At 68.8% G+C, this 19,881-nt stretch carries 18 protein-coding genes; 10 read left to right on the top strand and 8 right to left on the bottom strand.

Features of this window, described 5'->3' with window-relative positions; genetic code table 11:
* Positions 1-4: 4 nt before the first annotated feature.
* Complete coding sequence (locus AB0I12_RS03280; RefSeq protein ID WP_359923825.1) at positions 5-2,362, bottom strand: glycoside hydrolase family 3 N-terminal domain-containing protein; 2,358 nt, start codon at positions 2,360-2,362, stop codon at positions 5-7.
* Between the two features lie 257 nt (positions 2,363-2,619).
* Here AB0I12_RS03280 and AB0I12_RS03275 point away from each other — a divergent pair, with 257 nt between their 5' ends.
* The 3 genes from AB0I12_RS03275 to AB0I12_RS03265 are packed head-to-tail and all read left to right on the top strand — an operon-like array spanning position 2,620 to position 5,814.
* Positions 2,620-3,984 (top strand): extracellular solute-binding protein, encoded by a 1,365-nt coding sequence (locus tag AB0I12_RS03275; protein ID WP_359923822.1) that lies wholly within the window; start codon positions 2,620-2,622, stop codon positions 3,982-3,984.
* A complete protein-coding gene (locus AB0I12_RS03270; protein WP_359923820.1) occupies positions 3,981-4,922 on the top strand; it encodes a sugar ABC transporter permease in 942 nt (313 codons plus the stop codon). Before AB0I12_RS03275 ends, AB0I12_RS03270 begins: the two co-directional genes overlap by 4 nt.
* 1 nt (position 4,923) lies before the next feature.
* On the top strand, positions 4,924-5,814 hold the full coding sequence (locus tag AB0I12_RS03265; RefSeq protein ID WP_359923817.1) for a carbohydrate ABC transporter permease: 891 nt from the start codon (positions 4,924-4,926) through the stop codon (positions 5,812-5,814).
* On the opposite strand, the gene AB0I12_RS03260 is transcribed toward AB0I12_RS03265, so the two are convergent.
* Complete coding sequence (locus AB0I12_RS03260; RefSeq protein ID WP_359923815.1) at positions 5,811-6,167, bottom strand: DoxX family protein; 357 nt, start codon at positions 6,165-6,167, stop codon at positions 5,811-5,813. The two genes, AB0I12_RS03265 and AB0I12_RS03260, sit on opposite strands and share 4 nt — an antisense overlap.
* 74 nt (positions 6,168-6,241) lie before the next feature.
* Here AB0I12_RS03260 and AB0I12_RS03255 point away from each other — a divergent pair, with 74 nt between their 5' ends.
* Positions 6,242-6,817 carry a TetR/AcrR family transcriptional regulator gene (locus tag AB0I12_RS03255; protein ID WP_359923812.1) on the top strand — a complete coding sequence of 192 codons (576 nt, stop codon included), beginning with the start codon at positions 6,242-6,244 and terminating at the stop codon, positions 6,815-6,817.
* 29 nt (positions 6,818-6,846) lie between these two features.
* A complete protein-coding gene (locus AB0I12_RS03250) occupies positions 6,847-7,494 on the top strand; it encodes a hypothetical protein (RefSeq protein ID WP_359923809.1) in 648 nt (215 codons plus the stop codon).
* Here AB0I12_RS03250 and AB0I12_RS03245 read toward each other — a convergent pair.
* Genes AB0I12_RS03245 through AB0I12_RS03235 form a run of 3 tightly spaced genes read right to left on the bottom strand, consistent with a single transcriptional unit; the run spans position 7,475 to position 10,061 of the window.
* Positions 7,475-8,236 (bottom strand): FAD:protein FMN transferase, encoded by a 762-nt coding sequence (locus AB0I12_RS03245; RefSeq protein ID WP_359923806.1) that lies wholly within the window; start codon positions 8,234-8,236, stop codon positions 7,475-7,477. The two genes, AB0I12_RS03250 and AB0I12_RS03245, sit on opposite strands and share 20 nt — an antisense overlap.
* Positions 8,233-8,706 (bottom strand): FMN-binding protein, encoded by a 474-nt coding sequence (locus tag AB0I12_RS03240; protein WP_359923804.1) that lies wholly within the window; start codon positions 8,704-8,706, stop codon positions 8,233-8,235. Before AB0I12_RS03240 ends, AB0I12_RS03245 begins: the two co-directional genes overlap by 4 nt.
* Before the next feature lie 5 nt (positions 8,707-8,711).
* On the bottom strand, positions 8,712-10,061 hold the full coding sequence (locus AB0I12_RS03235) for a ferredoxin reductase family protein (protein WP_359923801.1): 1,350 nt from the start codon (positions 10,059-10,061) through the stop codon (positions 8,712-8,714).
* A gap of 259 nt (positions 10,062-10,320) precedes the next feature.
* Between AB0I12_RS03235 and AB0I12_RS03230 the strand changes: the two genes are divergently transcribed.
* Positions 10,321-12,540, top strand: coding sequence for an ATP-binding domain-containing protein (locus tag AB0I12_RS03230; protein WP_359923798.1), 2,220 nt, complete (start codon positions 10,321-10,323; stop codon positions 12,538-12,540).
* Here the strand turns inward: AB0I12_RS03230 and AB0I12_RS03225 are convergent.
* Both AB0I12_RS03225 and AB0I12_RS03220 read right to left on the bottom strand, forming a co-directional pair.
* Positions 12,509-12,910: a cupin domain-containing protein gene (locus AB0I12_RS03225; RefSeq protein WP_359923795.1), complete on the bottom strand. Its 402-nt coding sequence runs from the start codon at positions 12,908-12,910 to the stop codon at positions 12,509-12,511. The genes AB0I12_RS03230 and AB0I12_RS03225 overlap by 32 nt on opposite strands.
* Positions 12,911-12,912: 2 nt before the next feature.
* Positions 12,913-13,779 carry a helix-turn-helix transcriptional regulator gene (locus AB0I12_RS03220; protein ID WP_359923793.1) on the bottom strand — a complete coding sequence of 289 codons (867 nt, stop codon included), beginning with the start codon at positions 13,777-13,779 and terminating at the stop codon, positions 12,913-12,915.
* Positions 13,780-13,880: 101 nt separating this feature from the next.
* Here AB0I12_RS03220 and AB0I12_RS03215 point away from each other — a divergent pair, with 101 nt between their 5' ends.
* From AB0I12_RS03215 to AB0I12_RS03205, 3 genes are all read left to right on the top strand, one after another.
* Complete coding sequence (locus AB0I12_RS03215; RefSeq protein ID WP_359923790.1) at positions 13,881-14,918, top strand: alcohol dehydrogenase catalytic domain-containing protein; 1,038 nt, start codon at positions 13,881-13,883, stop codon at positions 14,916-14,918.
* A gap of 114 nt (positions 14,919-15,032) precedes the next feature.
* The gene (locus AB0I12_RS03210) at positions 15,033-17,450 is read left to right on the top strand and encodes a transglycosylase domain-containing protein (protein ID WP_359923788.1); all 2,418 of its coding nucleotides are present in this window, start codon (positions 15,033-15,035) and stop codon (positions 17,448-17,450) included.
* A 43-nt stretch (positions 17,451-17,493) separates the two neighbouring features.
* Positions 17,494-18,765 (top strand): aminotransferase class I/II-fold pyridoxal phosphate-dependent enzyme, encoded by a 1,272-nt coding sequence (locus tag AB0I12_RS03205; RefSeq protein WP_359923786.1) that lies wholly within the window; start codon positions 17,494-17,496, stop codon positions 18,763-18,765.
* On the opposite strand, the gene AB0I12_RS03200 is transcribed toward AB0I12_RS03205, so the two are convergent.
* Positions 18,756-19,268 (bottom strand): PaaI family thioesterase, encoded by a 513-nt coding sequence (locus AB0I12_RS03200; protein WP_359923783.1) that lies wholly within the window; start codon positions 19,266-19,268, stop codon positions 18,756-18,758. The genes AB0I12_RS03205 and AB0I12_RS03200 overlap by 10 nt on opposite strands.
* Positions 19,269-19,333: 65 nt before the next feature.
* On the opposite strand from AB0I12_RS03200, the gene AB0I12_RS03195 reads away from it, so the two are divergent.
* Positions 19,334-19,822 carry a helix-turn-helix domain-containing protein gene (locus tag AB0I12_RS03195; protein WP_359923780.1) on the top strand — a complete coding sequence of 163 codons (489 nt, stop codon included), beginning with the start codon at positions 19,334-19,336 and terminating at the stop codon, positions 19,820-19,822.
* Positions 19,823-19,881 lie beyond the last annotated feature (59 nt).

Raw genomic sequence — 19,881 nt, 5'->3', positions numbered from 1 at the left:
CTCATCACCCTCCTCCAGGGTCCTCGCTGATCGTCACCGGGGTGGTCAGCACCCGGTCGTGCCCGACTACCCTCACATCTCCGGTGATCCGCAGCATCGCACGACACGGCAGGTCGAGTGACGACGTGCCCACCATCACTTCGACGTCACCGGGCTCGACGATCCGCCGCAGGCCGGGATCCGTGTACGCCGCGCGGTCGGCGTGCACCCGGAACGTGACGTCGGCCGCCTGTCCCGGCGCGAGCGACACCCGGGCGAACCCGGTGAGCAGCTTCAACGGCCGGGCGACCCGGGCGACGACGTCGCGCAGGTACAGCTGCACGACCTCGTCGCCGCCCCGGTCGCCCGTGTTCGTCACCCGTACCGTGGCGGTGAACTCGCCGTTGCTGCCGATCTCCGGCACGCTCAACCGGAGATCGGCGACCGTGAAGTCCGTGTACGACGCGCCGTACCCGAACGGATAGAGCGGCCTCGTCTCGAGCCCGCTGATGCCCGCGCTCTCCACACTCCCGAGCGCCGGCTGCAGGTAGGTGCCGGGCTGGCCGCCGACGTGCCGCGGGATCTGCACCGGCAGCTTCCCGCTCGGCACGATCCGCCCGCTCAGCACACCCGCGATCGCCGCGCCGCCTTCCTGCCCCGGGATGAACGCCTGCACCAGCGCCGCCGCGCGATCGGCGTACTCGCCGAGCGCATACGGCCGCCCCGACACCACCACGAGCACGACCGGCTTGCCGGTCTCCAGCAACGCGTCGAGCAGCTCACCCTGGACCCCGGGCAACCGAAGGTCCTCGGCGTCGCACCCTTCCCCGGACGTCCCGTGCCCGAACAGACCCGACAGATCACCGACGAACGCCACCGTCAGCTCACAGTCCTCGGCCAGCGCGACAGCTTCCGCGAACCCGGAACGATCCGCGCCGGTCACGTCACAGCCCTTGGCGTACGACACATTCGGCAGCTCGTTGCGCAAGGCATCCAACGGCGTGGTGATGGTGATCCCGAGGCCCCGCTCGGGGTACCGCGGCAGCACATGGTTCGGGAACGCGTAGCAGCCCATCAGCGTGCGTGCGTCGTCGGCGCACGGTCCGACGACCGCGACCTTGGTGGGGGCGGCGATCGGGAGCACCGAACCCGCTTCGAGAAGAACCACCGATTTCTCGGCCAGTTCGGCGGCGACGGCCCTGTTCGCGTCCGAGTCCAGGTCGACACCCCCTGCCTGGACCGAGCGCTCCGGGCTCCAGTCCTCGTCCAGCAGGCCGAGTTGTACCTTCTGCAGCAGCACGCGGCGCGCCGCGCGGTCGACCAGGTCCTCGGGGACCTCGCCGGCCTTCACCTTCTCCAGCAGGCCGGCATACCCGATCGCGTCCGGGAGTTCGACATCGGTGCCGGCTGTCAGCGCCAGCGCGCCGGCGGCATCGTCGTCCGCGGCCACCCGGTGCATCGACGCGAGGAACGGCACCGCCCAGTAGTCCGAGACGACCGTCCCCTCGAAACCCCAGTCGTCGCGCAGGACGTCGGTGAACAGCCACGGGTCCGCACTCGCGGGCAGGCCGTCGAGGTCGGAGTACGAGCTCATCACCGACCCGGCGCCGGCCGTCGCGATCGCGGTCTCGAACGTCGGCAGGATGATGTCCAGCAGCTCCCGGCGCCCCATCGACACCGGCCCGTGGTTCCGCCCGGCCCGCGAGGCGGAGTACCCGGCGAAGTGCTTCAGGGTCGCGACGACACCACCGCTCTGCAGACCCCGCACGTACGCCGAGCCCAGCATCGCCACCAGGTAAGGATCCTCGCCCATCGTCTCCTCGACGCGCCCCCACCGGTAGTCCCGCACGACGTCCAGCACCGGCGACAGTCCCTGGTGCACGCCGACCGCGGCCATGTCCCGCCCGATCGCCGCCGCCATCCGCTCGATCAGCCCCGGGTCGAACGTGGCGCCCCAGGCGATCGAGGCCGGGTAGACCGTCGCGCCGTACGTCGTGAACCCGGTGAGGCACTCCTCGTGGACGATCGCGGGCACGCCGAGCCGTGAGCCCTTCAGCACCACCTCGTGCTGCCGGATCACCTCGGCGACGCCCTGCTCGACCGTCTGCGGGTAACTGCCCCAGACGCGGGTCAGATGGCCGAGGCCCTCGCGACTGGCGTCCTCCAGCGACAGCGAGCCGCCGACCGAGAACACGTCCTCCATCGGCGCGACGTTGATCGTCTCGTCCTCGGGCAGCTCGTCGTCGGCCATGTCGTTGCCGGCCCAGCGACTGCCGAGCTGCGCGATCTTCTCCTCCAGGGTCATCGCCGCCAGCAGCAGGTCCGCCCGCTCCGCAGCCGGCCGCGCCGGGTCGCGCCAGGGCCGCTCAGTGTCGATGGACAAGAAAATCTCCCTTGATGAACGTTCGTTTCGGTGAGCAATTATCGAAAACTTTTCGATACTCTCCGTTCGACCCGGCGAGTGGACTCCGGTCGTTGAATCGCCTGCGTAACAGGGGATTGCGTGACCTTACTGTGACCCCGAACTGGGGTTAGTTCAAGTCTTGACAGCACTATCTCCGAAATCTATGTTTCGAAAACAAGTCATATCGGCAGGTGCTTCCGCAACCTGTGGGGGCAGCACGGACGACGGAGATCACTGTGGATCCCAACACGACATCCCGGCGGACCTTCCTGGGTCTCGTCGGTGGCGGCGCACTCGCTGCCGGCCTCGCCGCGTGCGGCAGTTCCGGCCCGACGAGCACGCCGGGGTCGACCACCGGAGCCAGCGGCAACGCCGGCAGCGGGGCGACGTACTGGTTCCTCACCGGCCAGCCGCAGCAGGGCATCCGGGAGGCGCAGGTCAAGCGGTTCAACGACGCCAACTCGGGCACCAAGATCAAGACCACCGAGTTCCAGAACGACGCGTTCAAGCAGAAGATCAAGACCGCCATCGGCGCCGGCCAGGGCCCGACGCTGATCTGGGGCTGGGGCGGCGGCGGCCTGAAGAGCTACGTCGAAGCCGGCCAGGTCGAGGACCTGACCGACTGGTTCAACAACGAGCAGGCCGACCTGAAGAACTCGATCTTCCCGTCCGCCTTCACCGCGGCGACCGTCAACGGCAAGCTCTACGCGATTCCGGGCGAGACGGTGACGCCGATCGTGCTGTTCTACGACAAGCGCTCCTTCGAGAAGATCGGCGCGCAGCCCCCGCAGTCCTGGGGCGACATCATGGACCTGGTGCCGAAGTTCAACGAGAAGGGCATCGCACCGTTCTCGCTCGGCGGCCAGTCGCGCTGGACGAACATGATGTGGCTGGAGTTCCTGTTCGACCGGATCGGCGGCGCCGAGGTCTTCCAGAACATCTTCGACGGCAAGAAGGACGGCTGGTCCGACCCGTCCGCGATCAAGGCGCTCGAGGAGATGCAGAAGCTGATCAAGGCGAACGGCTTCGTCAAGGGCTTCTCCTCGATCACCGCCGACTCGAACGCCGACCAGGCGCTGCTCTACACCGGCAAGGCCGCGATGATGCTGCACGGCGCCTGGACCTACGGCAACATGAAATCGTCTGGTGGCGACTTCGTGACCGGCGGGCACCTCGGCTACATGAACTTCCCGCCGGTCGACGGCGGCAAGGGCGACCCGAGCGACACGGTCGGCAACCCCGGGCAGTACATGTCGATCTCCTCCAAGGCCAGTGACGCCGACAAGCAGACCGCGAAGAAGTTCATCGCCAACAACACCCTCGACGACGCGACCGTGTCGGAATGGGTGAAGTCGGGCAACATCCCGGTCGTGAAGAGCGCGAAGGACAAGCTCTCCTCGATCACGGACAAGAACGACTCCGCATGGCTGAACTTCGTCTACGACACCGCGGCGAACGCGAAGAACTTCGCGCAGTCGTGGGACCAGGCGCTCAGCCCGACCCAGGCCGAGACGCTGCTCGACAACATCGCGAAGCTGTTCCAGCTGTCGATCTCGCCGCAGCAGTTCGCCACCAACATGAACGCGGTGATCGGCCAGTGACGGCGACCGCTCCGCCCGTAGCGCCGGCAACCGGGCGGAAGGTCTCGTCCGGCGCCGGGCGGGGCGGCGCCGGGCGGAGCGGTCCGGTTGCCTGGATGGTGCTGCCCGCGCTGATCATGTTCGTCGTGTTCGGCGTCGTCCCGCTGGTCGGCGTACTGGTCCTCAGCTTCGTCCACTGGGACGGCCTCGGCGCGATCACCCCGGCGGGCCTGTCCAACTGGCGGACGATCCTCACCGATTCGTCGTTGCCGCACAGCATCTTCGTGACGTTCGAGATCATGATCTTGTCGTGGGCGGTGCAGACTCCGATCAGCCTGCTGCTCGGGACGTTCCTGGCCGGCCGCCAGCGCTACCGCGCGTTCCTGGCCGTCCTCTACTTCATCCCACTGCTGCTCAGCTCGGCCGCGATCGCCATCACCTACAAGGCCCTGCTCGACCCGAACTTCGGTCTGGGCCCGGGACTGCACCTCGATTTCCTGACCCAGGACTGGCTCGGCAACAGCAAGCTGGCCGTCGGCGTGGTCGTCTTCATCGTCTCCTGGCAGTTCATCCCGTTCCACTCGCTGATCTACCAGGGCGGGGTCCGGGCGATCCCGACCACGATGTACGAGGCCGCCTCGATCGACGGCGCCGGCCGGATCCGGCAGTTCTTCAGCATCACGATCCCGCAGCTCAAGTACACGATCATCACGTCGTCGACGCTGATGGTGGTCGGCTCGCTGACCTTCTTCGACCTGATCTTCGTCCTGACCGCGGGCGGACCGGGCGACGCGACCGAGGTTCTTGCCCTCGACATGTACAAAACCGGATTCATGTCGAACCAGATGGGCCCGGCGAGCGTGATCGCCGTGATCCTCGTACTGCTCGGCCTGGCTCTGGCTCTGCTGCTGCGCCGCCTCGGAGGCAGCACGACCGCCAGCCAGCAGGAAGGTGCATGACATGGCAGTGGCCACCAGCAGCACGAGTACGGCGACCAGGCCCGCGCGGGGCGGGCCGGTCCGCGCCCACAAACTGCTCCAACTGAACTGGTTCGGCGGTCTGGCGGGCTGGATCTGGCTGGCGATCGTGATGATCCCGCTGTACTGGATCGTCGTCACCAGCTTCAAGGACCAGAGCGCCTACTTCACCCAGAACCCGTTCGCGCTGCCGTCCGCCCCGACGTGGGCCAACTACAAACTGGTGATCGAGTCCGACTTCCCGCGGTACTTCCTGAACAGCGTGATCGTCACGATCGGCGTGATCATCCCGGCGGTCGCGATCTCGTTCATGGCGGCGTACGCGATCATCCGGGGCGCCGGCAGCCGCTGGCTGGCCGGGGTCAACGGCCTGTTCCTGATGGGGCTCGCGATCCCGCTGCAGGCCACCATCATCCCGGTCTACCTGCTGATCATCCGGATGCACCTCTACGACAGCCTGGTGGCCCTGATCCTGCCGTCGATCGCGTTCTCGATCCCGCTGTCGGTGCTGGTGCTGACGAACTTCGTCCGGGACGTGCCGAAGGAACTGTTCGAGTCGATGCGCGTCGACGGCGCGACCGAGTGGGACATGATGCGCAAGCTCGCGCTGCCGCTGACCCGCCCCGCTCTCGTCACGGTCAGCATCTACAACGGCCTCGCCGTCTGGAACGGCTTCCTCCTGCCGCTGATCCTCACCCAGAGCCCCGACAAGCGCACGCTGCCGCTCGCGCTGTGGACCTTCCAGGGCCAGTACAGCGTGAACGTCCCGGCGGTCCTCGCCTCCGTCGTCCTCACCACCCTGCCCATCGTCATCCTCTACGCCGTCAGCCGCCGCCAACTCCTCAGCGGCCTGACCGCAGGCTTCAGCCGCTAGATCCTTCTGCTCCGGGGACGGGTCGCCCACGACGCGAACGCCAGGACGGCGAACGCGGCGGGGGCGATCATCCCGGCGTACTCGTGTGCGGCGGCGTTCGACGCCGCCGCACCGGTCATGTTGATCAGCACGCCGGCGTACGCCCATTCCTTCAGCCGCGGCAACCTCGGTACGGCGATCACCACCGCGGCAGCGAGTTTCGCCGTACCGAGGATCGTGGCCAGGTAGCTCGGATACCCGAGGTCGATCAGCATCGGGTAGAACGGCGCCATCCGGAACAGGTCCATCGCACCGCCGACCGCACACTCCGCCACCACGATCGAGGTCACCGTCCAGTACGTCGCGGTCCTCATCGCGATCACCTTCTATCGAAACGGACCCGTACTCTTCACTAACGGTACGATAGCGTTTCGATGGAGGTGGATCAATGGTCTCGCGGGGAGATGGCGCGCGGCAGCGGATGCTGACCGCCGCGCTCGACGTACTGGACGAATCCGGGCTGGCGGGGTTCACCATGGAGGCCGTAGCGCGGCGGGCCGGGGCGAGCAAAGCCACGCTGTACCGGCGGTGGCCGACCACCGGCGCGTTGCTGGTTGACGCGATGGATGCGACCTACCGGCCGTTTCCCACGCCGGACACCGGGTCGGTGACCAAAGACGTCGCGGAGATCCTCACCGCGTTCGTGTTGCTGCTCGAACGGACACCGTTCCCGCGGCTGCTGGCGGCGTTCATCGATGCCGCCGAACGCGATCCCGCCCTCTCGAAGCTCCACACCGATCTGACCAACCGGCGCCGCGAACCGCTGCTCACGGTCCTGCAGCGTGGCCGGGACCGCGGCGAACTTCCTGCCGACACCGATCCCGAACTCACCACGGATCTGCTCACCAGTCCGTTCTTCTACCGTCACTTCGTCGCCCACCGCCCCATCCCCCGCCGAATGGTCACCGACGTCATCGCCCGCGTGCTGAATCCGGGCCGTGTCCGTGGCCTCACGGACTGCTAGCCTCGACGCTCGGTCTGGCCAGTGGGGTGATGAGTGCGTTGGTGGATGAGAAGCCCGAAACGAACAGCTGGTTCGACAGGCACCAGAGGAGTGCGTGGATCGCTGCCGCGGCGTCGATCGCCACCGCTCTGATCGCCACGCTGGTGCCGATTTTCGCCAACTCCGGTGACGACAAGGACACGGCGGGCGGCCCGGCCGCCGTACCCACGTCCTCGGCTTCCACGTCGTCGACGGCGTCGGCACCGGCCAGTGCGCCGACGACGACGCCCGGCGAGAACGAGTCGCCGAGCTCCAACGGCTCGCCCGCCGGGAGCGAGCGGTGGAAGGGGGCGCTGCTGGTCGACGCCGAGCCCAAGGATCTGGACGCGTTGCCGGACCCCGATGGTGCCGACGACCAGGGCGACGTGTTCATGGTGCTCAACTACGAGTTCGGCGGTCAGAACAGCACGCGGATCGCGCAGTGGGCAGGGGCTTCCGGTGCCCTGCCCGGCTACCAGGAATGCTCGGATGCGATCGACGCGCTCGGGAGCCGCGACAACGTGAAGCTCTCGAAGAAGACCGTGCTCTGTGTGCGGACCAGCGCCGGGAACGTCGTCAGGCTCAAGGTCTCCAAACTCGGCGAAACCAGCATCGACACCCACACCACCTTCGACGCGGTCATCTGGAACGGGAGCTGAGCCGGGCAGTCTGTCCGATGATCTGGCGGGTTCCGTCGACGAGGATGGCGAGCCCGGTGCGGTTGGGGCGGGCGTGGAGCCAGGCGGGGCCGTCGGGGCCGAGGGCGAAGGCGGTGGTGGCGTCGATGTCGGCGTGGGTGAGCGACCGGTGGATGACGGTGACCGACGCGAGCGCAGTCGGTGTCTCGCCGTTGCGGGCGTCGGTGATGTGCGGACCGCGGCGGTGCAGGCCGGACGTGGCGACGGCGCCGTTGCGGATCGGCACGATCGCCGCGATCTTCTCGGGGGCGAACGGGTCTTCGATACCGATCCGCCAGGCATCGGACTCCGGTCCGACGACGTGGCAGATCAGGTCACCGCCCGCGGAGAGGCAGTAGTCCGTGCCGGCCAGCCGCTCGAAGGCGGCCGCGGCCCGCTCGACGGCCCAGCCCTTCACGACGCCGCTCGGGTCGAGTAAACCAGCGCGTCGTACGTCGAAGGCGCCGCCGGACTCGAGCCGTGCCCGCTCGCCGAGCCGGAGGACCTCGGCGACCTCGGGCGGGCAGTCGACGACGGTCAGCTCGCCGCGGTTCAGGCGGGAGATGTGCGAGTCGGCGCGATACGTGCTGAAGATCCGGTCGGCGGTGTGCAGGACGTCGAGGGCGTCGGCCCAGGCCTGGGCGGCGAGTTCGTCGTCGGTGTGCCGGCCGCGCAGCGCGAGGCTGATCGGCATGCCCATCACGTGCTCGACGTACCGCTTCACTTCGTCTGGTCCAGGGCGCTCTGCAGGGACCGGATGTAGCCGTCGCTGGTGACGGTCGCGCCGCTGACCATGTCGATCTGCGCGTTCTGGGCCTTGACGGTCTCGTCGATCAGGATCGGCAGTGCGTAGTCGTTGATCTCGACGTCGCGGTGGTTCCCGTTCGGGTACTGCAGGACGTTGACCGCGGTGATCTTGCCGCCCTGCACGGTGAGCTGCACCTGTACCGGACCCCACTGCGTCTGCGCGACGTCCCCGGTGACCGTCGACGATCCCGACGAGGCCGACGGCGTCGCCGACGGCGTGGTGGATGGCGTTGTTGTCGGCGTGCTCGGAGCGCTGTTGCTGTCGGCGCCCTCGCCCCCGGCGATCGGCGTGACCGCGGCCTCCGGGCCGGACGTCGAGGTGTGGTAGCCGAACATCAGGACGACCGCCGAGACGGTGCCGAGGAGCCACAGGACGATTCGTTTCACGGCGGTCACCACTTGAAGGTCTCGAGATGGAGCCGCTCGACCGGCAGGCCGGCGGCGGTGAGGCTGGAGCTGACCAACGCGGTCCACGCCTCGGGTCCGCACAGGTACACGTCGCGATCGGCGATGTCCGGTATCCACTGCAGAAGCGCCTGTACGTCGTCGTACTCCCGCACGCCGGCCCCGAACCACGAGTCCGGGCGCCGCCGCGATCCCGGCAGCGTCAGCAACGACAGGCCACGGTCCCGCCACAACGCCTGGAACTCGTCGTGGAAGAGCTGCTGGTCCGTGTACCGCTGCACCAGCACCGCATCGCCCGGCGCGTAGTCGAGTCCCTCGGCGAGCGCCCGCAACGGCGTCACGCCGACACCCGCGCCGATCAGCGCGACCTTGCGCCGGGTCCGGGCCCGCGGGCTCATCCGCCCGTACGGTCCTTCGATCAGCACCCGCGTTCCCGGCAGCAGCGAACCGACGGCCGCGCTACCGTCCCCCGCGTCCTGCACCGTGATGCGCAGACCTCGACCGTCAGGCGCGGCGGACAGCGAGTACGGGTTCGCCCGCGTCCAGCCGGGCCGCCCGAGGAACCGCCACGAGAAGAACTGCCCGGCCTCGGCTCGCAAACGGTCCAGCCGGCGCCCGGCGACGTACACCGACACGATCCCCGCGCCCTCCGGTACGACGGCGGTCACCCGGAGCCGATGCCGCACGTTGCGGTGGATCGGTACGCCGACCCGGAAGACGAGCACGGCCCCGGCGGCGACCGCCCAGGCCGTCCACCAGAACACGGTCCGCCCGGTCGACGACAGGAACTCCTGGCCGGTCCACAACTGGTGCGGGAGCGCGATCCCGACTCCGAGGTACGCGTAGAGGTGCAGGAGATGCCACGACTCGTACCGGATCCGGCGACGAGCCGCCCTGATGCTCGTCAGCACACTCAGGCACAAACAGACCGTGCCGCCGACCGCGAGCAGCATGCCCGGGTAGTCGACCGTCAGGTCCCACAGCGTCGAAGGAGTCCGGTGCAACTCCCCCGCCGCGTAGCCCCAGGTGATCGTGACGACATGCGCCAGCATCAGGTTGAAGGACGTGAAGCCGGTGATGCGGTGGATCCGCGCGAGGCGGTCCTGCCCGAAGGCCGATTCCAGCACCGGTACGCGGGCCATCAGCACGACCTGCGCGAGCAGCAGCACCGAGGCGACCAGTCCGGTGATCCGGCCGATCGAGGTCAGGCCGGTCGCCCACCCGCCGAGCTCCTGCACGCCGCCACCGGCGACCCACCAGTACACGACGAGCAGCAGGCTCAGCCACAGGGCTGCCAGCGCGCCGAGCCGCACGGCGCTGTCGTTACGAGACCGCATGCCCGTCAGTCTCACGGCGCCTGCTGAGCGGGTCCTTCGGGTTGTCTGTGAGCCGGCTGTGAAGCGCTCGTTTGGCCGCCGCTGGTTGCCGGACGCCCCGGAAATAGATACCGTTGAGATTTGTGCCGGAAAACAAAAAAGAAGCCCTCTCCGGGCTTCTGAGTTCAGAATATCAGAGCTTTTCGGGCAACGCAAGAAACGATCGGGGGCAGGGGTGCTGGAGCAGGAGATCGCTGCAGAGCAAGGCGAAGTGACGCTCATGTACGAACGGCTCGACGTGCTGCGAGAAAAGGCCCGCGGCGAACTCGGCCGCGTTCAGGTCGAGGAAACCACCGGGACCGATCAGGCCTGGTCGGAACGCGAATCGTTCACGGAGCTGTTCTCCGGACGATTCTCGCAATTGTCGTCGGTCGAACGCGGATTGTGTTTCGGGCGGATCGACGAGACCGCCGGCGAGCGGTTCCACATCGGGCGGATCGGCCTGTTCGACGACGACTACAACCCGCTGCTGATCGACTGGCGGACGCCGGTGGCGCAGGTGTTCTACCGGGCCACCGCCGCCGAGCCGCTCGGCGTCAAACGCCGGCGGCACATCCGCCTGCACGGCCGGACCGTGGCCGGGATCGACGACGACCTCCTGGACGCCGAAGCACTGGGAGACGGCGAACGCAGCACGCTGATCGGCGACGCGGCGCTGCTGTCGTCGCTCGGCGCGAGCCGCACCGGGCGGATGAACGAGATCGTCGCGACCATCCAGTCCGAGCAGGACGAGATCATCCGCTCCGGACTGCCCGGGGTGCTGGTGGTGCAGGGCGGTCCGGGGACCGGCAAGACCGTGGTCGCACTGCACCGGGCGGCGTACCTGCTCTACACGCATCGCGAGCAGCTCGGGCGGAGCGGCGTCCTGGTCGTCGGGCCGAACAGCACGTTCCTGCGCTACATCGACCAGGTGCTGCCGTCGCTCGGCGAGAACGACGTCGTGCTCGCGACGATCAGCGAGATGTTCCCGGGCGTCGTCGCCTCCGCGCCGGAGCCGGCCGACGCGGCGCGGATCAAAGGCAACCCGGCCATGACGGAGGTGATCGCCCAGGCGATCGCCGGCTTCCGGGTGGTTCCTGCCGAGCCGATCCGGCTGAACGTCGACCAGGACGAGCTGGTGCTCCGGCCCGCCGCGATCCGCACGGCGCAGCAGGCAGCGCTCGCGGCGCAACCGCTGCACAACCGGGCCCGGCCGCTCTTCGCCCGGCGCATCCTCAAGACCCTGACCAACCAGGTCGTCGACCGCATCGGCCGGCAGTACGTCGGGGAGGCGGACATCGAGGACATCCAGCGGGAACTGTTCGAGGACGAGCGCGTGCTGCAGCTGCTCGACCGCTTGTGGCCCGAGCTCACGCCACAGCTCCTCGTCTCGGTCCTCTTCTCGTCCGACGATCGACTGGCCGCCGCGGCGCCGCACCTCACCGGGGCGGAGCGTGCCGCCGTACTGCGACCACTCACCGCGGGCTGGGCTCCGTCGGACGCCGCCCTGCTCGACGAGGCGGCCGAGCTGCTCGGCGAGACCGCGGAGGTCGTGGTCGGACGCAAACGCCGGGCGGCCGAGGAATCGGCCGCGGCGGAGGCGAGCCGGGTGTACGCGCACGGCATCGTCGACATCGAGCTGACCGCCGAGCGGATCACGATCGAGCCCTGGGAGATCGAGCAGTTCAAGGACCTGGTCGCCCAGCGCACGCGCGTCTTCGACAATCCGGCGGGCCCTACCGGCAGCGTCGGGTACGACCGCAGCTGGGTGTTCGGGCATGTGATCGTCGACGAGGCCCAGGAGCTGTCCGCGATGGACTGGCGGATGCTGATGCGCCGCTGCCCGCGGCGGTCGATGACGATCGTCGGCGACATCGCGCAGACCGGATCCGCGGCCGGCGTCCGGTCCTGGGCGGAGCTCCTCGACCACTACGCCCCGCGCCGCTGGCGCACCGCCGAGCTCACCGTCAACTACCGCACCCCGTCCGAGATCATGACCGTCGCCGCCGACGTCCTCGGCGCGATCGACCCGGCCCTGACCCCGCCGACCTCGGTCCGCGAGACCGGCACCGAGCCCATCCTCGACCCGGTCCCGGCCACGTGCCTCACCGATTCGGTCCGCACCGCGATCAAGTTCGAACGGAGCGAGATCGGCGACGGCCGACTGGCGGTGATCGTCCCGGCGGGCCGGTACGACGAGTTCGCCGCCGCCCTTCCGGAAGTTGCCCACGGCCATGACCCGTCGGTCCTCGACGGCACGGTCGCGCTGCTCGACGTAGCGCAGTCCAAGGGGCTGGAGTTCGACGCGGTCCTGATCGCCGACCCGGCCGGCATCGTCGCCGAGTCGGACCGCGGCCTGTCCGATCTCTACGTCGCGATCACGCGTGCGACCAAGCGGCTGGTCGTCCTCGGCGACCTCCCGGAGGTGCTCACTCAGGTACGACGTACTCCGCGTCGGTGACGTGCTCGCCCCACTCGGTCTCGGGCTCGTCGCTGTCGACGCCTTCCCAGATCGCGGTGTGAACCATGAAGTTCTCCGGGCAGCCACCGTGCCAGTGCCACTCCCCCGGCGGTGTGTAGATGACGTCGCCGGGGCGGATCACGGTGACCGGACCGCCCCGGGACTGGATCAGGCCGACGCCGTCGGTGACGTGCAAGGTCTGGCCGTTGGCGTGCCGGTGCCAGGCGGTCCGGGCGCCCGGAGCGAACCGGACGGTGTTCACCCGGACGCGCGACGGGACCTCGCCGCGGATGATCACGTCGAACCAGACGTCACCGGTGAACCACTCCGCAGGACCCTTGGCGGTCGGCGGTTTGGGAAGGATCTGCACAGCTATTCCTTGTCGTGAGCAACGGTTTCCTGGGTGGCCGCCCAGCTGGCCAGCAGCTGCAGCGCGTCCGCGGTCGGCGAGCCGGCCGGCGCGGTGTAGACGACCATGGCGAGCCCTGGGTCGGACGGGAAGTCCATCGCCTCGAAGTCGATCTCGAGGTCGCCGACCACCGGGTGGTGCAGCTTCTTGCGCCCGGAGCGGTGGAAGCGGACGTTGTGGTCCGCCCAGCGGGTCCGGAACGTCTCGCTGCGGGTCGACAGCTCACCGATCAGATCGCTGAGCGCCTTGTCGTGCGGGTTCTTGCCGGCCTGCAGTCGCAGGACCGCGGCGATGTCGTCGGCGGCCCGGTCCCAGTCCACGAAGAACTCCTGCGAGGCCGGGTCGAGGAACGTGAAGCGGGCGGTGTTCGGCGGCCGGTGCGGATCGGCGAACATCGACGTGTACAGGGCACGCGACATCCGGTTCGCCGCCAGGATGTCCAGGTGGCCGTTGCGGATCCACGCCGGGGAGTCGGTGATCGCGTCGAGGACCTGCTGCAGGGCCGGGCGGACACCCGGGCTCGGAGCGCGCCGGCGGACAGGGGTCGCGTCCGACTCGTGGGCGAGCGTGAACAGGTGATCGCGCTCGGCCTCGTCCAGCTGAAGTGCCCGGGCGAGCGCCTCCAGCACGCTCTCGGAGGCGCCGGCCAGGTTCCCCCGCTCCATCCGGACGTAGTAGTCCACCGAGACACCGGCGAGCAGGGCGACCTCCTCGCGCCGCAGCCCTCTCACGCGGCGGTTGCCGCCGTACGCCGGCAGGCCTGCCTGCGCGGGGCTGAGGCGGGCGCGGCGGGAGCTGAGGAACTCCTTGATCTCCGCTCGGTGGTCCATGTCGTCCAGCCTACGGACCGCGCGCGACCCGAGGGAGGCACTGGTGTTACCTGGAACGACAGGCACTGCCACGTCGCCGTACGACGTCCTTCACTGGAGCCATGCGAGCTACTTATCTGTACGGCGCCGGAGATGTGCGTGTCATCGACGTACCGGATCCGGTGATCCAGCAACCAACGGACGCGCTGGTGCGCGTCGTCAGGTCCTGCATCTGCGGCAGCGACCTGCACCCGTTCCACAACCTGCCCGCGACACCGGCCGGCAAGACCATGGGCCACGAGTTCGTGGGCGTGATCGAGGACGTCGGGCGGGACGTGACCACGCTGCGGAAGGGCGACTTCGTGATCGCACCGTTCGCGTGGTCGGACGGGACCTGCGACTTCTGCCGGGAGGGACTGCAGACCTCCTGCCGCCACGGCGGCTTCTGGAACGCGAACGGCGTCGACGGCGGACAGGCCGAAGCGGTCCGGGTACCGCTGGCGGACGGCACGCTGGTCAAGGTGCCCGGCGGTGAGGACCCCGCGCTGCTGCCGTCGCTGCTGACACTGTCCGATGTCTACGGCACCGGGTACCACGCGGCGCTCAAGGGCGGCGTCTCGGCGAGGACCACGGTCACCGTGATCGGCGACGGCGCGGTCGGGCTGCTCGCCGTCCTCGCCGCGAAGCAGTTCGGAGCGGAGCGGATCGTGCTGATGGGCCGGCACAAGGACCGCACGGATCTCGGGGTCGAGTTCGGCGCCACCGAGGTGGTGGCCGAGCGCGGCGCGGAAGGGATCGCGAAGGTCCGCGAACTGACCGGCGGCGACGGTACGCACGTGGTCCTCGAGGCGGTCGGCCATTTGCCGGCGTACGAGCAGGCGCTGGGCGTGGTCCGCGCGGGCGGGGTGATCAGCCGCGTCGGCGTGCCGCAGTACGACGAGGCGCCGATCGGCTTCGGCACGCTCTTCCTGCCGAACCTCACGCTCACCGGCGGCCCCGCACCGGCCCGTGCGTACATCGAGCGGCTGCTCCCCGGCGTCCTCGACGGCTCCGTTGCGCCCGGCAAGGTGTTCGACCGGACCGTCGGCTTCGACGACATCCCGGCCGGCTACCGCGCGATGGACGAGCGCACCGCGCTGAAGGTCATCATCGAGCCCTGACGATCGGCGAACAGTGAAGATATGGTCACTGCGGGTGAGATTGTCATTCAAGTGAGTAAATTCCGTGACACCTGAGCTGCCGGGAACCCCTTCCCTCACGTACTCTGCCCAACCATGCACAGAGGCGAGCGGCGGGCCAAGCGGCCCAATGTCGTGTGGTCCGTGTTCGTGTTCCTCGCGGTCAGTGCGCTCGCCGGTGCGCTCACCGCCGGACTGGCCCTTCCGTTCGCCGGTCTGGCCGGTGTGACCACGTCCGCGGCGCACGACAGCGTGCAGTACCTGCCCCAGGACCTGCAGACGGCACCGCTGGCGCAGAAGTCGATCATCCAGGACAGCGACGGCAAGGTCATCGCGACGCTGTACCAGCAGAACCGGACGCCGGTGACGCTGAAGCAGATCAGCCCGGTGATGCTGCAGGCGATCGTCGCGATCGAGGACGACCGCTTCTACGAGCACGGCGCACTCGACTTCAAGGGCACCCTGCGCGCGCTGCTGCGCAACCAGTCCTCCGGCGGTGTCCAGCAGGGCGGCTCGAGCATCACCCAGCAGTACGTGAAGCTGAGCCTGATCAACAAGGCCCAGACGCCGGAAGAGGTCAAGCAGGCCACCGCCGAGACCTACGAGCGGAAGGTCGCCGAGCTGCGCTACGCGATCGCGGTCGAGAAGGAGGTCAGCAAGAGCGAGATCCTGAACCGCTACCTGAACCTGGCCTTCTTCGGCGACCGGTCGTACGGCGTCGAGGCCGCGGCCATGCACTACTACGGCGTGCACGCCGCCAAGCTGACGCTGCCGCAGGCCGCGATGCTGGCCGGCCTGGTGAAGAACCCGACCGGCTACGACCCGATCGACAACCCGAAGCGCGCCAAGGCCCGCCGCGACGTCGTCCTGCGCCGCATGCAGGAGCTGAACGTCATCAACGCCAAGCAGGCCGCGGACGCGATCAAGACACCGGTGATCGACCCGGCCAAGGTCCGCGTGATCCCGAGCGGCTGCGCGAACTCGACGTTCCCGTTCTTCTGCGAGTACGTCGTGTCCAAGCTGAAGGCGAACAACGCGTTCGGCAAGACTCCGGAGGAGCGGGAGAACTACATCGAGACCTCGGGCCTGGTGATCAAGACCTCGCTCGACCGGAAGATGCAGGCCGGCGCGGAGGCCGCGGTCCGGAGCCACTCGAAGCCGACCGACCAGGTCGTCGCCGCGATCACGCTGGTCGAGCCGGGCACCGGCCTGGTGAAGGCGATGGCGCAGAGCCGCCCGTACGGCGCGAAGAAGGGTCAGACGGCGTACAACTACAACGTCGAGAAGACCTACGCCGGCGGGTTCGGCGGCTTCCAGAACGGTTCGACGATGAAGGCCTTCACGATCGCCGCCGCGATTGCAAAGGGCGTGCCGACGACGTACCGGATCCGCTCGCCGCAGACGATCGACCTCAGCGGACAGAACTTCAGCACCTGCAACGGCCCGGTGGCCGACGACTCGTACAACCCGAAGAACTCCACGAAGACCGTCCTCGACCCGTCGATGGTCGACGCGGCCCGCGCCTCGACCAACACCTACTTCCTGCAGCTGTCGCAGCAGATCGGGATCTGCCCGATCGCGACGATCGCCTCGAAGCTCGGCATGTACAACGCACAGACGCTGAAGCCGCTCGAGCAGGTGGTCTCGTTCACGCTCGGCTCCGCGGGTCTGGTCACGCCGCTGATGCTGTCGAACGCGTACGCGACGTTCGCGGCCCGTGGGATGTACTGCACTCCGCAGATCATCACGTCGGTCGCCTCGCTGAAGACCGGCAAGGCGATCCCGACTCCCGGCCCGAGCTGCCACCGGGTGCTGTCGCCGGGCGTCGCGGACGGCGTCAACTACGTCCTGCAGCAGGTGATGGACAAGGGCGGCACGGGCGCCAAGCTGAAGTTCGGCAAGAGCGACCTGGCCGGCAAGACCGGTACGACCGACGAGAACAAGGCGGTCTGGTTCGCCGGGTACACGTCGAGGCTCGCGGGGGCCTCTGTGGTCGCCGACGCCGATCCGCCCGCGGAGAACATGATCAACCAGGTCTTCAACGGCGAGAAGCTCAAGGACGCCTCGGGTTCCGGGACCGCCGGCCCGATCTGGGAGGCCGCGATGCAGGCGGCGCTGCAGGGCATTCCGACGAGCAAGTTCGTGAAGCCGGACGACAAGATCATCCGCGGCAACGTGAAGGACCTGCCGTACCTGAAGGGCATGACGCCCGCGGACGCAGCCGCGAAGCTGCTGTCGATGGGCTTCAAGGTCCAGATGAGTCACGGGCCCCAGGTCGACTCGGACGCTCCGGCCGGCACGGTCGCGTGGACGACCCCGCGGCAGGAGGACGGCGCCCCCGAAGGCTCCACGGTGCTGCTCTACATCTCCAACGGCAGCAAGGCCCAGCCCCCGACGCCCCCGGTCACCCCGCCGGTCCCGCCGGGTACCCCACCGCCGACCATCAAACCCCCGCCGGGCTGGCCCACCTGCCCACCATGGGACCCGCGCTACCCCAAGTGCAATCGCCGCTGACTAGGCTGGGGTCCAACACCTAGTACTTGTGAAAGGACCCCCCGTGAGTGTGGATGAGCTGACTGCCCAGGTCGAGCGTGCGCGCCAGGACTACGAAGCGCTGGTGGCGAAGGGGCTCAAGCTGGATCTGACGCGGGGGAAGCCGTCGCCGAAGCAGCTCGACGCGGCCAACGGGGTGCTCGGCCTGAGCGGTGAGCCGGTGGGCGCGGACGGCACGGACCTGCGCAACTACGGCGGGCTGAACGGCCTGCCCGAGGTGCGGGCGATCTTCGCCGCGGACCTGCAGGTTCCTGTGGAGCAGCTGCTCGCGGCCGGGAACTCGAGCCTCGAGCTGATGCACGACGCGGTCGTGTTCGCGCTGCTCGGCAAGGTACCGGGCGCCGAGCAGCGGTGGGCCGACGTGGAGGGGTTGACGTTCCTGTGCCCGGTCCCGGGGTACGACCGGCACTTCGGGATCTGCGAGCGGTACGGCATCAAGATGGTCCCGGTGCCGATGACTCCCGAGGGCCCGGACATGGACGTGGTCGAGCGGCTGGTCGCCGAGGACGCCGCGATCAAGGGCATCTGGTGCGTGCCGAAGTACAGCAACCCGGACGGCACCGTGTACTCCGACGAGACGGTCCGGCGGCTGGCCGCGATGGAGACCGCGGCGCCGGACTTCCGGATCTTCTGGGACAACGCGTACGCCGTCCACCACCTGACCGACTCCCCCGCGCAGCTCGCCGACATCCTCGCGCTGAGCGCCGAGCACGGGCACCCGGACCGGCCGTTCGTGTTCGGCTCGAGCTCGAAGATCACCTTCGCCGGCGCCGGCGTCGCGTTCTTCGGGTCCTCGCCGGCGAACATCGAGTGGTGGCTCAGCCACACGGTCAAGCGGAGCATCGGCCCGGACAAGATCAACCAGCTGCGGCACGTGCAGTTCCTCCGCGACGCCGACGGCCTGCACGAGCACATGCGGACGCTGGCGGAGCTCATCCGGCCGAAGTTCGACGCGGTCGACAAGATCCTCACCGCCGAGCTCGGCGGCACCGGCCTGGCCTCCTGGACCGCTCCGGCCGGCGGCTACTTCGTCAGCCTGCAGGTCCCCGAGGGCTGCGCGCGCGAGGTGGTCGCGAAGGCGAAAGCCGCCGGGATCGCGATCACGCCCGCCGGCGCCACGCACCCGTACGGCGACGACCCGACCGACCAGACGATCCGGATCGCCCCGACGTACCCGGAGCTGCCCGAGGTCGAGACGGCGATCGCGGGCCTGGCCACCTGCGTCCGGCTGGTGGCCAGCGAGAAGCTGCTCGCCGACCAGGACCGTCAGGCCTGAGGCAGGTCGAAGATCAGGCAGTTCGACGTCGCGTGGGCGAGGAGCTTGCCGCGTTCGTCGTACAGGTGCGCCTCGGCGACCGCCGTACGACGACCGCGGCTGATGATCCCGCCCTCGCAACGGAGCAGGCCTGAATCGATCGTGACCGGCCTGACGAAGCGGGTCATCAGGTCGAGCGACGTGTAGCCGACGCCGGGCGGCAGCGTCGAGTGGACGGTGCACCCGGCGGCGGTGTCGAGCAGGGTGGCGATCACGCCGCCGTGCACCGTGCCGAGCGGGTTGTAGTGGAACTCGGCCACCGGCATCAGCACCGTGACCTTGCCTTCCTCGACCTCGATGCCGGACCCGCCGACCAGGTGCAGGATCGGCGGCGCCGGGAGCTCCCCGTCGCGCATCGCCCGCAACATCTCCAGCCCCGACGACCGGCCGACCCGGGCCGCGGTCTGCGCCGGGTCCGACCACGAGAACGTCCGGCTCCTGGTCGCCTGCTGAGTCTCAGTCATAGATCGAGCCTCACACCGGCGACCTGGGTCTGTCAACGAGACCTAGACCTCACTACCATGACGGCATGAGTGGTACGACGTACAACGCGCTCGACTGGTCGGTGGCGAACTGCCCGATCGGCCGCGCCATGGAGATCATCGGCGAACGCTGGACCGTGGTCGTGCTGCGCGAGGTGTTCAACGGCATCCGCCGGTTCGACGACCTCCGGGTCCGCACCGACATCCCGCGGCAGGTGCTGTCCAATCGGCTCGCCACGCTCGTCGAGCACGGCATCCTGCGGCGGACGCCGTACCGTGAACCGGGCGCGCGGCAGCGGTACGAGTACCGCCTCACCGAGCAGGGGCTCGACCTGTACCCGGTGCTGATCGCGATCCGCGACTGGGGCGACAAGTACCTGGCCGGCCCCGAGGGCTCGCCGCTGACGATCGAGCACCGCGACTGCGGCGCCCCCGTCCACACCGAGATCCGCTGCGCGTCGGATCATCGCGTGCCGTCACCGCGCGACGCCGTACCGCGACCGGGTCCGGGCGCACGCCGACGGACAAGCGCTTAAATTACTGGGATTTCCGGCCCTGCTGTCTCTCTGTGACCCGTAACTCGCTAGTCTTCTGC

Origin of the sequence: Kribbella sp. NPDC050459 (genome assembly GCF_040655315.1) — a bacterium.
Lineage (GTDB): Bacteria > Actinomycetota > Actinomycetes > Propionibacteriales > Kribbellaceae > Kribbella.
Note: the sequence above shows the minus strand (reverse complement) of the source record. Positions and strands in the feature narration are given on the sequence as shown.